The sequence below is a fragment of the Paenibacillus sp. J22R3 genome, from assembly GCF_056269305.1.
This window is the reverse complement of record NZ_JBWDNS010000013.1, coordinates 36,480-48,114: the sequence shown is the minus strand read 5'-3', so window position 1 is coordinate 48,114 and position 11,635 is coordinate 36,480. Positions and strand designations below refer to the sequence as shown.

General features: G+C 51.9%; 11 protein-coding genes. 8 read left to right on the top strand and 3 right to left on the bottom strand.

Annotation, left to right across the window (positions count from 1 at the left end):
* Nucleotides 1-3 precede the first annotated feature (3 nt).
* Complete coding sequence (locus tag AC0YN4_RS30485) at nt 4-294, top strand: TlpA family protein disulfide reductase (RefSeq protein WP_475837555.1); 291 nt, start codon at nt 4-6, stop codon at nt 292-294.
* A 71-nt stretch (nt 295-365) separates the two neighbouring features.
* On the opposite strand, the gene AC0YN4_RS30480 is transcribed toward AC0YN4_RS30485, so the two are convergent.
* The gene (locus AC0YN4_RS30480) at nt 366-1,730 is read right to left on the bottom strand and encodes a dicarboxylate/amino acid:cation symporter (RefSeq protein WP_475784203.1); all 1,365 of its coding nucleotides are present in this window, start codon (nt 1,728-1,730) and stop codon (nt 366-368) included.
* Between the two features lie 215 nt (nt 1,731-1,945).
* Between AC0YN4_RS30480 and AC0YN4_RS30475 the strand changes: the two genes are divergently transcribed.
* The 7 genes from AC0YN4_RS30475 (at nt 1,946) to AC0YN4_RS30445 (ending at nt 9,648) form a co-directional block, all read left to right on the top strand.
* Nucleotides 1,946-2,635, top strand: coding sequence for a class I SAM-dependent methyltransferase (locus AC0YN4_RS30475; protein ID WP_475784204.1), 690 nt, complete (start codon nt 1,946-1,948; stop codon nt 2,633-2,635).
* A gap of 144 nt (nt 2,636-2,779) precedes the next feature.
* Nucleotides 2,780-3,040: a hypothetical protein gene (locus AC0YN4_RS30470; RefSeq protein WP_475784205.1), complete on the top strand. Its 261-nt coding sequence runs from the start codon at nt 2,780-2,782 to the stop codon at nt 3,038-3,040.
* 140 nt (nt 3,041-3,180) lie between these two features.
* Entirely contained in the window at nt 3,181-4,284 is a 1,104-nt protein-coding gene (locus tag AC0YN4_RS30465; RefSeq protein WP_475784206.1) for an N-acetylmuramoyl-L-alanine amidase, read from the top strand.
* A gap of 185 nt (nt 4,285-4,469) precedes the next feature.
* Nucleotides 4,470-5,102 carry a hypothetical protein gene (locus AC0YN4_RS30460; protein WP_475837554.1) on the top strand — a complete coding sequence of 211 codons (633 nt, stop codon included), beginning with the start codon at nt 4,470-4,472 and terminating at the stop codon, nt 5,100-5,102.
* A gap of 15 nt (nt 5,103-5,117) precedes the next feature.
* On the top strand, nt 5,118-5,711 hold the full coding sequence (locus tag AC0YN4_RS30455; RefSeq protein WP_475784208.1) for an eCIS core domain-containing protein: 594 nt from the start codon (nt 5,118-5,120) through the stop codon (nt 5,709-5,711).
* 166 nt (nt 5,712-5,877) lie between these two features.
* A complete protein-coding gene (locus tag AC0YN4_RS30450; RefSeq protein WP_475784209.1) occupies nt 5,878-7,320 on the top strand; it encodes a glycoside hydrolase family 71/99 protein in 1,443 nt (480 codons plus the stop codon).
* Between the two features lie 141 nt (nt 7,321-7,461).
* Nucleotides 7,462-9,648 (top strand): acyltransferase family protein, encoded by a 2,187-nt coding sequence (locus tag AC0YN4_RS30445; RefSeq protein ID WP_475837553.1) that lies wholly within the window; start codon nt 7,462-7,464, stop codon nt 9,646-9,648.
* 53 nt (nt 9,649-9,701) lie between these two features.
* Here the strand turns inward: AC0YN4_RS30445 and AC0YN4_RS30440 are convergent, their stop codons facing one another.
* Together AC0YN4_RS30440 and AC0YN4_RS30435 are read right to left on the bottom strand one after the other, a co-directional pair.
* A complete protein-coding gene (locus AC0YN4_RS30440) occupies nt 9,702-10,577 on the bottom strand; it encodes an ABC transporter ATP-binding protein (RefSeq protein WP_475837552.1) in 876 nt (291 codons plus the stop codon).
* A 14-nt stretch (nt 10,578-10,591) separates the two neighbouring features.
* On the bottom strand, nt 10,592-11,635 hold the full coding sequence (locus AC0YN4_RS30435) for a FecCD family ABC transporter permease (RefSeq protein ID WP_475784212.1): 1,044 nt from the start codon (nt 11,633-11,635) through the stop codon (nt 10,592-10,594).

Below are 11,635 nucleotides of genomic sequence, written 5' to 3'. Positions count from 1 at the left end.
AGCTTGAAGAATGAAGAGAAGCGTGATGCTATGGGGGACGCTGATTATTGTCATGATGATTGGGGCTGCCGTAACGTCTACATCAACTTCTGGGCAAGCTGGTGCAAATACTGCAAGAAGGAAATGCCGGATATAAAGAAGATCTATGAACACTATCCGGATAAGAAGATCGCGATGAAGTACGGCATCACGTCGATACCGGTATCCGTGTTCGTTGATCGACAGGGTAATATTGTGCAAAAACGAGTGGGTGCGATGAAGGAATCGGATATGAGGGCTATTCTGACCCTATGATTAATTCGTAAATGATAAAAAGCCCTCCATCGTCCATAGGGACGGGAGGGCTGTTCTTCGACGAGTTCTACTTAAGCAGTTTGCAGGGAGATTTCGTCGTCCTTGTCATTGTTGAAGGCTTCACGGTCAAACTCGCCTTCCGAATTCGCAACGAGCAAGGAAGTAACGGTTGTTCCTGTTGCGTTAACCGTTGTGCGGCCCATGTCGATCAGTGCCTCAACGCCGGCAACAATGGCAATCCCTTCGAGCGGAAGACCCAGAGCAGTCAATACGACGGTTGTCGAGATAACGGCAGGTCCCGGAACGCCGGCAACGCCGATCGATGAAACAATGCTGACAAGCACAAGTACGATATAATCCGTAAACGATAGATCAATGCTGTACACTTGAGCGGTAAAGACAACGACAATGGCCGGCCAGATGCCGCCGCATGCATTGAAGTTAACGGAAGCGCCAAGCGGTGCAACGAAGCTCGCGATACGCGGCGACACGTGCAGACGCTTCGTAATGACATCCAGATTAACGGGAAGCGTTGCATAGCTGCTGCGGGTTGTGAACGCGACAGCGATTGTCGGATAGATTTTGCGGAAGAACCGAATTGGATTGACTTTGGCTACGAAGAAGACCAGACCGCCGAAAACGAGAACAAAGTGTACGATCAGTGCAACATAAGAGGTGATAATTACGCTTCCGAGTTCCTGCAGCGTTTCCCAGCCATAGTGGGATGTAACGCCGGCAATCAGAGCGAATACGCCATAAGGTGTGAGTCGAATGATGAACTTGACGACCTGATGAAGCACTTGAGCGAGCGATTGAATCAGATCACGGACAGGCTTCACCGTTTCCGCGTTTCTGGATCCGAGCTTGATAATCGCTACGGCAAGGAAGATCGCGAAGATAAGTACAGGGACGACTTTGCCATCAGCTGCTTCGTTAATCGGGTTCGAAGGAACGAGGCTCAGAATAACTTCAGAGAAGGTCGGGATTTCGCGGGCTTGGAAATCTGCCGGCGCCGCCTGTTGAATGCCGCTGCCCGGATTGAACGCAAGTGCGATCACAAGGCCGATAATAGAGCCGACGCCGGTCGTTCCGAGGAACCAAGCGAAGGTTTTAAGACCGATTTTGCGTAAGTACTCCAGGTTCGTTAAGGATGAAATACTGTTAAGGACAAGGATGAAGACCAGCGGCACGACGAGCATCCGAATTAAGCTTATGTATATACTGCCGAATGTTGTAATGCCCTTGGTGTCATAGTCCAAGTTCTGAAACAGAATGCCGACTACAAGTCCGATGCCTAGGCCGATCAGTACCCGAGCACCGAAGCTCACCCGCTTACGTGCAAGATAGAATAATACCCAGAATACAAAGATGGAAGTAACAAAGCTGTACCAGTTCGTTTCAATGGCTGACAAAAAGTTGTTGTCTATATGTCCCATCGTTTAATCCCCCTAATCCAAGTTGTTTTGTCGGAAATATAGTTTTACTCTAATGGCATAGGCGAATATTGTCAATAAAAAATAACAAATAAATGGCATCGATGATGATATCTTCAGTTAGTATAGGTGAAAGTGATGGAACTCATAGATTCTAAATATTTCACGGATTCGCTTCGCTCTATTATGATGGAGGCAATCATTGGGAGGTGTTCAGCATGGAGAAACATGAGCATGTGCGCAGTACATTCGATGAAACAGCAGCCGTCTACGATCAGCAGAGGCGGAAATTAATCCCTTGCTTTGACGACTTCTATGGCGTTGCTTCGGCGCTCGCCGAGGTCGAAACGGAGGCACCTGCGATTTTGGATTTAGGTGCGGGAACAGGGCTGCTCTCTTCCTTTCTCTTAGCGCGTTATCCGCAAGCGAAGCTCACGCTCATCGATCTATCCAATAAGATGCTTGCCGTCGCGAAATCGAGATTTATGGAAATGGATTCGTCGCGTATTACGTACCTCTGTGAAGACTACACGGCCTATGTTCCGGGAGAGGCATTCGATATCATCGTTTCCGGGCTGTCGATCCACCATCTGTCCGATGCGGATAAGCTCACTTTGTATCGCAACAGCTTCGCTAATCTTAAGCCCGGCGGCGTGTTTATCAATGCGGATCAGGTGCTGGGACATACGCCTTTCGTGGACACGCTCTATAGAGAGGATTGGAGAGGAAAGGTTGAGGCGAGCGGATTGACAGAGCCTGAAATCGCTGCCGCTTACGAGAGGACGAAGCTTGATCGGATGACGGATTTGCAAACCCAGCTTGGCTGGTTGACCGGAGCCGGCTTCTCAGATGTGGACTGTGTATACAAGTATTATAATTTTGTAGTGATGTTCGGGAGAAAGCTGTAGCGGACGATAGAGGAGTTCGGCGAGTGAAGCGCGCATGATGCGCCTTGACTGTCGGACTTTATATTTTAGCGGGCCATAAGCTATTGTGCCTATTTTACGGGTATAATGAGGAACAACACCAAGATGAAGAAGGAGGACATTAGGATGAGTCAAATGCTGAACAAGCTGTGCGTGAAAACGTTCAATAATACGAATGTCATTACCGAAATCGGCGTCGTGAAGAAGGTGAATAACCGTACGATTCACGTGGATTGGGGCAAGAAAGTATGGGTCTATCAGAATCGCGAGTTTCGCTGGGTGCCGGTGACGGAAGAAGAGTTCCTTCAGAAGTACGCTAAGAATAAGTTTTCCCCTGAGGCACTTGCCAGAGCAGAAGAGCTCGGTCTGAATATCCAGAAGGGATAGGGACATGGGTTTAGTATATGGAATCGACTTTGTTCGACAACCTTCGCAATACCTAATTATTTTGTAAAATAGGATGCCCTAATCGGCAAACTGCTGATATAATAAGAGTCTACCTTTTTTATCCACTGGAAGGAGACTCTATGCGTAGATATATCAGCCTAGTAATCATGTTTACACTTCTGGTCGGCAGTCTCGGCATTTCATTGGTTTCTGCCACGTCGGCATTCCCTTATCAAGCTAAAGTCAGCAGTACCGCACTGAATGTACGCAGCGAGCCTTCTCTGCAATCCTCCGTAGTCGGCAAGCTGAATAAAGGCGAAGTCGTTACGGTTACCGATGAAGACAGCGATGGCTGGGTTCAAATTAAACACAACAAATTGACCGGTTACGCCGCAGGCTACCTGCTCAGCAAGCTGGATAACTCAGGCGAAGAGTCCAGCCCGGCGGCAAGCGAGCCGCCTACGAGCGGTACGGTAAGTACAAGTCCCGGTTCAACGGCGACTGTGCTTGCGGATTCGCTTCGAATTCGTTCCGGCCCGGGCGTAAGCTATAAGGTGGTCGGATCTTTGTCACAAGGCGAGCAGATTACGATTACGGGCAGTCAGAGTGATTGGATTAAAATTCGCACAGCAGGCCGTACAACGGGCTGGGTGTCCAAGGCATACGTCGGCAAAGGCGCTGTCCCGCCTAAGCATTCCGGCAAGGGACTTAGAGGCAAGGTCATCGTCGTTGACGCCGGACATGGCGGTAATGATCCGGGCATGATTGGTACAACGTACGAAACCAAGGAGAAAGATCTTACGCTGAGTACCGCCACTTATCTCAAGCAGGAACTGCAAAGCTTAGGCGCTACGGTCATAATGACACGGACGACGGATAAGAAACCGGAGCTCTCGGAGCGTGTACGGATAAGCGAGAAAGCGGACGCGGATGCGTTCGTCAGCATTCATTATAATTCCTCGGAGAAACAAACCTCCGGCATCCTTACTTTCTTCTATTCCGAGAAGAAAGACAGGCCGCTCGCGCAAGCGATTGAGGATGAATTGACTGAAGTCGGCGGGCTTCGCAGCCATGGCCTATCCTTCGGCGATCTGTATGTGTTGCGGGAGAACGACACGGTAGCGACACTCGTTGAACTTGGATTTCTATCGAACCGCAAGGATGAATCCATCGTTCGCGGATCGGCTTATCAGAAGAAAGCGGCTGCGGCGATTGCCAGAGGCTTGGCGAATTATTTTGGATAATCATGGCTTGGCGAATTATTTCGGATAAACACGGCTGCTTAGCAGCATAGATGAGAAGGAGACTGCCCCTTGCGAGCTTGCGAGGGTCGGTCTCCTTTTCTGTATAGCGTCGAACTTTAGCGTATTCTGGGAACCATTGTCTTGCGCAGAAAGAATTGATATTTTTGGCAAACTGGTAGTGTTAAATGAAGCCGAAATCCGCTAAAATAACGATGACACCCACCTCATTATTCCATGTGAAGAAAAGGGGAATCGCCATGCTGACCGTACTGCGTCAAATGCAGACAAGGCTGAGTAATTGGCAAGTCATCTCAGGGTTGTTCATCGTATTGCTTGTTATTGAAGCGGTTGTGCTGCCTTACGGATCATCCAAGCTAAATGAGTATTCAGGCGGTGCAGGCATTCTGGATTTGCGTCTCTCCTATTCCGTAGACAAGGCGTATGCCATAATCGGAGCATACAGCGACGCAGGGAGATCCTTTTACGTCACATTTACTCTCGCAGCTGACTATATCTACCCCATCGTATACAGCTCGTTCTTCGCGCTGCTGACGACCGTAATATACCGCCGGGGATTCGCACCGAAGTCATGGTTACATCAATTACCTCTACTTATCTATATCACGCTTCTGCTGGATTACTTAGAAAATGCATGCATCTTGACGATGCTGACCAACTATCCGGATCAAATCACTTTCATCGCTCAGGCAGGCAGTCTCTTCACCACGCTCAAATGGACGATGGCGGCGATCAGCATTCTGCTGCTGCTGTTCGGGGTAGTGATGCTGATCACCAAACGGTTGCGCAAAACCCATTAGAAAAGAGGAGTCCCAGTGTCGCACGAGCATCAGTCCCCGTCTGCCAAGTTTAAACGTCCTACCGCTCTTCAAGCAGAAGCTCGGAGCACCGCAAGTTCAGCCTCAGCTTCTTCAGCCTCCGGTTCCGGCGGTGAGCGTGTGCTCTCTCCCCAGCAGGTGCTGCAGCTGCAGAAAGCGGCAGGCAACCGAGCAGTTGTGCAGATGATGCATAGCAGCCGCTCGCAAGTCGTGCAGCGAAGCGCAGAGGGAGATGACGAGCAACGTGAGAAAGGACGGCTTCCTTCGGGCGTGCAGGTAAAGATGGAGGCTGCCCTTCAGTCGAATATGTCGGATGTGCGCGTCCATGAAGACTCCTCATCTGCAAGAGAAGTAGGTGCGCTTGCATACACGCAAGGCAGCGACGTTCATTTTGCGCCGGGACAATATCAACCGGATACCCAAGAAGGGCAAGAGCTGATCGGCCATGAGCTGCAGCATGTCGTGCAGCAGCGTAAGGGGCGAATCGAACCGACGATGTCGGTAGCCGGCATGCCGGTCAACGATGACCCTGCGCTTGAGCAGGAAGCTGATGCCATGGGCAAGAAAGCCGCTTCTCAGAAGGTTGATTAATTAGCAGAATGCTCCATTCGAAGCTTTGGCTTCGAACGGAAACCAATCACCGGCAGCAGAATGCTCCATTCGAAGCTTTGGCTTCGAACGGAAACCAATCTGCATAACTGCTCTCCTCCCGCATGGGAGAAGGGCATTTTTTCTATCATGAGAGGGGATAGGGAAGATGAGTAGGCGGGATGAACAAGCTTTTCTGGCAGGAGCTATTCGGTGGGATGCTTGGTTTCCGACGAACGTATCCTACGCGGGATTCGTAGATCCATCGCTGTATACAGCTTACAGCAGCAGGGAGCCGATCGATGGCTGGTTCGATTCGGAGGTACCCGATCACGCAGAGCGGGTTGATCGCCAAATCCAAGCGGCGGCTGATGGCCTGCTTGATTTCTGGGCCTTCGTCTGGTATCCGGAAGACGATGCTCATGAGGGGATAAGGCGCCTAAACAATCCCTTGAAGGATTACATGGCTTCTGCGAAACACGAGCTGCTGCAGTTTGCGCTTATTCTGCAGACCGGCTGGGTGAGCGGTACCAATCAAGAGCAGCGACGTGGCTGGCGGAGACGCAATGTACCTGAGTTTGTAGCGTTAATGAAGGACAAGCAGTATGTGCTGGTGGACGGCAACCGACCGCTGTTGTTCTGGATGGACACTGCCTTCCTCGATGATGCGGAGCGCGGATTCGGCAGCCGCTGGGCGGAAGAGCTGGCCTATTTGGCGGATGCTTGTACAGAGGCTGGATTAGGTGCGCCTTATTTGGTGGATATGCGTAACGATTACGAGTCTGCCGCGAGGTTTGGGTTTGACGGCGTTTCCGATTATGGTCCTGCGTCACACAGCGGCGAGGGGCATTACACCTACGAGCAGCTGGCACGCCATGATCGTAATAAACGTGATATTGAGAAGGGACTTAAGGTGATTCCCGGTGTCAGTGCGGTAATCGACCCGAGTCCGCGGCATAATGAGGCTTGGACGGCCGCTGTCGGGGCTAGTTATTATGGCTACTCGTTTGAATATCCGACGTATACGGAATGGTTCGAGCATCTCAGTGAAATGCGCAGCTGGCTGTTCAATCATGCGCAGCATACGAGCTCGCCGCCGGTGATGGCGATCTATGCATGGAACGAGCTTGATGAAGGCGGTCCCGGCATTATGCCGACGAAGCAGGAAGGCACGATGTTTCTGGATGCGCTCCGCGCTGTGAAGACAGGCATTCATCCGGAGCATATCGAGAATCGAATGAATGATTCGAATCCGAACATCAGCTATGAAGGGAACTGGCAGCGGGAGCGCGGAGCTGCGGGCAGTTATAACGATGACTACACGTGGAGCGACACGGAAGGCGATGGTTTCAGCTTCTCCTTCCATGGAACATGGGTGAAGCTCTGCGGAGAGCGCGATATGGCCTTGGGTACGGCATCGGTACAGATCGATGGTGCTGTCGTTGGTATCGCTGATCAGGTAGTGGAGCGGGACAGCGTTTGGTTTGCAGTTGAAGGCTTGGCTGCAGGTGCTCATACGTTACGCGTAACGTTGACCAGTGGCAAATTGGTGCTGGATGTGATTCGGTTCGGCGGCAAGGGCGGTTATCATACGATGGGTGAAGCGGTTTAGTCGCATTTTGATAACGAAATGTAACTCTTCTGTAACGCAAAATCGGCTATCTCGTTCTATAATCAAACATGCAGCCTAGAGTCAGGTTAGTCAGTCAGCAAGTAGGGGGAAACGGTCCCCTGCCGGAAGGAGAATGTTAATATGCCAAAACCATTAGGAAACAGCGGTCGCTACATGCCCGGAATCGATGGTTTGCGTGCCATTGCCGTCTTTGCGGTAATCGCTTATCATCTGAATCTATCGTGGGTACCGGGCGGATTGCTTGGCGTAGGCATTTTCTTCGTCCTCTCCGGTTACTTGATCACCGATATCTTATTAAAACAACAAAGTCACACAAGGCGGCTGAACCTCGGCGAGTTCTGGATTCGCCGGGCTAGAAGGCTGCTGCCGGCCATGGTTATCATGCTCCTGCTCGTTGCAGGTTGGCTGCTTTATATAGACCCGGCAAGAATCTCCTCGTTAAAAGGGGAAATGGTCTCCGCGCTTATTTATACGAGTAACTGGCGGTTGATTTTCCATCAGGTCTCGTATTTCGAATCCTTCGGGCCGCCTTCGCCGTTTGGCCATTTGTGGTCGCTCGCCGTAGAAGAGCAGTTCTATCTCGTATGGCCTTTGGTGCTTGTGCTCCTCGTGCGCTGGGTACCGCAGCGCGGTAAGCTTGCGCTTGTTATCTTGGCAGGGGCGGCAGCATCAGCGGGGCTGATGGCTGCGCTCTACGTGCCGGGGCTTGATCCGAGCCGCGTATATTATGGCACAGATACACGGGCTTTCGCGCTGCTCATTGGTGCTGCTTTGGCTGTTATTTGGCCAAGCTGGAAGCTGTCCGACTACGCCAGAAGCAAAACGAAAATGGTGCTGGATATCGTCGGCTTCAGTGGTCTGGCTGTTGTGCTGGCCATGATCGCGACTGTTGGCGAATATGATGAGATGCTGTATCGCGGCGGTATGGTGATATTGTCGGTTGCGACTGCGGCTGTTGTCGCTTCGCTGGCGCATCCATCAAGCAGGTTTGGCCGCATGATGGGCTGCAAGCCGCTGCGCTGGGTAGGCGTGCGATCCTATGGTATTTATCTCTATCATTATCCCATTATTGCTCTGACTACTCCTACAGCGGAGGTAGACGAGTTTCATGCGATGCGAGCCGTGCTTCAAGTGGCGGCTGCTATTGTGCTGGCCGAGCTCTCTTGGCGCTTCGTCGAGGAGCCGATCCGGCGCGGTGCGCTGGGCAGACTCCGCGGTAAGTTATCGCAGCTGGCAGCAAGGCAGCGGCAGTTGCAGTCGCTTCGCGCAAGTCGGATCGTGCTGGTCATGTCACTTTGCACGCTGATGGCTGTCAGCGTATCTTGCTCGACTCAATTGTATGCGATAGACGGTGGTTTATCGGTGGGCATTCCCATTCTGAAGCCGGGAATCGCGAATGAGAGACCGACTGAAGATCAAGCAGAGCACGCTGTATCGGAAGGTGGTCAGGGAACTGAGGATCGTCCGGTCGTGACGAATCCGAACGATACACAGCCGGGTGATACGGCTGCGAACGATACGAAGGCTGATGATACGGCTTCGAACGATACGAATCCGGCGGGCTTGAGCCCAAGCGAACCAGATTCAGGGAGCACAAGTTCAAACGATACGAACCCAGGCGATGAAGGCGTCGTTACGGATACCAAACCGGAAGTGGATGGGACAAGCCCTGATAAGCCGGTTACTAGTAAACCGGGCAAGGCAGGTTCGGCGGAGGATAAGCCGGACAACAATGGTGCGAAGGATCAGGAAACCACGAATGGCAATGAAGCCACCGAGCCGCCAACGACTCCTCCTCCTTCCAAACCGTCAAAGCCACTCAAGCCGATTAAACCAGCAGCAGGCAGTGTTACAGTGATCGGCGACTCGATCCTTCTGGATGCGAAGCCCTATCTGGAAGAGCTTGTGAAAGGCATTGTCGTGGACGGGAAAGTCGGACGGCAGATGTCGGAGGCTGACGAGGTGGTCTTGGAGCTGAAGGAAATGAACAGGCTAGGCCAAACCGTCATCATCGAGCTCGGCACGAACGGTTCATTCACGGAGAAGCAGTTAAATACGTTGTTAACGGCCATTGGCAGTGAACATAAAGTCATTCTCGTCAACACGCGCGTTCCTCGTAAATGGCAGGATGTCGTAAACGACATGCTGGCAGAGACGGTCACGAAGACGCCGGGCATTGCGCTGATTGACTGGTATTCCGCCAGCAAAGGTCAAGACAATTTCTTCAGCACGGATGGTGTTCATCTGAGGAAGAACGGCGCGCAGTTTTTTGCGCAATTGCTTGTAGACGCATTGGCCAAAAGCTAAACAAGAAGCCCTCGCGGTCCCGTGTTATCACGGGTCCGCGGGGGCTTCTTCTGCTAGTATTGAGGTGCCAGAAGCGCCCCATCCTCATTCATAATAACATTCACATTCACACTAGCCGTCTGCTGCGACTGTTCATCGATAAGCCTCCGACCCTTGCCGTATGGAATACACAGCGGTGTCCCGAAGATCGGATCCTGCACGACTTGGCATTCCATATTGAAAACCTCGCGGATAAACGACTCATGCACAATTTGCTCCGGCTTTCCTTGCGCAAAGATACGTCCTTCCTTAACCGCCACGATGTGATGGGCATAACGGCATGCAAGATTGATATCATGGAGCACCATCACGATGGTCCGGTTTTCTTGCGCATTGAGATCAAATAGGAGATCCAAAATTTCGATTTGATGGGTCATATCGAGATAGGTGGTTGGCTCATCGAGCAGTATCGTTTGCGTATTCTGCGCTAACGTCATGGCAATCCAGGCGCGCTGCCGTTGTCCGCCGGATAGGGAATCTACCGTACGTCCGGACAGTTCCTCCATATGTGTGGCTTGCAGCGCCTTCTTCACCATTTTCTCATCCTCTGCGGACCACTGTTGAAGAAAGCTCTGATAGGGATAACGCCCTTGCTTCACGAGCTGCTGGACGGTCAGTCCCTCCGGAGCTGTCGGCCCTTGCGGAAGAATGGCCAAACGCCTTGCGACTTCTTTGCTGGACAGCTTGGCAATGTCGGAGCCATCCAGCACAATAGAGCCCTCTTGCGGCTTCAATAACCGGGCGAGCGAGCGCAGCAGCGTTGATTTGCCACAGCCGTTGCTCCCGATAAACACCGTTATTTGCCCTTTAGGAATCTCCAGCTCAAGATTTGCGAAGATCGGTTTCTTTCCATACGATAACGTGAGGTTATTAGCTGCAATAACGGTCACAAGATTCACTCCCTTTACGAGTTGCGATGGCGATACAGCAAGAAGATAAAGAACGGCGCTCCGATTGCGGCTGTAAATACGCCTGCAGGGATATCGAGCGGAATAAACGCGACTCTGGCGACCAAATCAGACAGCAGCAGGACAAGCGAGCCAATCAGAGCGGACACCGGGATGACTCCGCCGTACGAAGGTCCAACGAGCTTGCGCGCGATATGCGGAGCCATGAGTCCGATAAAATTGATGGCGCCGCCAATGGCGACGGCTGTACCTGCGAGTGCGACACTGATAATAAGCAGGATCGTTCTCTTGGTATTGACGGAGCTGCCCACGCCTGTAGCGACCTCATCACCGAGCTCCTGTACGTTCAGATGCCGGGCATAGATGAGCGCGATAGGCATTAATACGACCATCCACGGCAGCAGCGTCAGCACATCGCGTTTCCACGACACCCCGTAGATGCTGCCTGTCATGAACGTAAAGGCTTTAACAGCTACAGCAGTCGGTGTAAAAGATGCGGTTAGAATGAGCATGTAGGTGGCTGCCGTTAACGCGGTTGCCATGCCAATCCCGATCAGCACGAGCCGAAGCGGAGTGATCCCGCGACGATAGGCAAAGAGATAGATTAGGAATGCCGCGGCAAAAGCACCTGCAATCGAGCTGAGCGGCATGAAGCGTATGCTGAGATGCGAGAAATAAATGATGAAGAACACGGTGCCGAGCGAGGCTCCGCCCGAAATGCCGATCACGTCCGGTGACGTAAGCGGATTACGCACGATACCTTGCAGCAGAGCACCGGATACAGCCAGCATCGAGCCCACCATAATGGCAATGACGACACGAGGCATTCTCAGTTTGAAAATAATCATGGAATCCGCTTGGTCGCCTATACCGAGCAACGAGCGAATGACCGCGATCGGGCTTACGACCGTGCTGCCAAGACCTACGCAAACAATGAAGGCAACCAAGTTGGCAGCAATTAATAACAGAATGACTGACAAAGTTCTGCGTTCGATCAGAAACGAGAGACGATTGTTTCGCAGAATCAGAGATTTGCTCAT

Bases quoted from the DNA above. Each gene is read 5' to 3' on its own strand.
- AC0YN4_RS30480 (WP_475784203.1), bottom strand. From the start codon at position 1,730: ATGGGACATATAGACAACAACTTTTTGTCAGCCATTGAAACGAACTGG.
- AC0YN4_RS30475 (WP_475784204.1), top strand. From the start codon at position 1,946: ATGGAGAAACATGAGCATGTGCGCAGTACATTCGATGAAACAGCAGCC.
- AC0YN4_RS30470 (WP_475784205.1), top strand. From the start codon at position 2,780: ATGAGTCAAATGCTGAACAAGCTGTGCGTGAAAACGTTCAATAATACG.
- AC0YN4_RS30465 (WP_475784206.1), top strand. From the start codon at position 3,181: ATGCGTAGATATATCAGCCTAGTAATCATGTTTACACTTCTGGTCGGC.
- AC0YN4_RS30460 (WP_475837554.1), top strand. From the start codon at position 4,470: ATGAAGCCGAAATCCGCTAAAATAACGATGACACCCACCTCATTATTC.
- AC0YN4_RS30450 (WP_475784209.1), top strand. From the start codon at position 5,878: ATGAGTAGGCGGGATGAACAAGCTTTTCTGGCAGGAGCTATTCGGTGG.
- AC0YN4_RS30445 (WP_475837553.1), top strand. From the start codon at position 7,462: ATGCCAAAACCATTAGGAAACAGCGGTCGCTACATGCCCGGAATCGAT.
- AC0YN4_RS30435 (WP_475784212.1), bottom strand. From the start codon at position 11,635: ATGAGCAAATCTCTGATTCTGCGAAACAATCGTCTCTCGTTTCTGATC.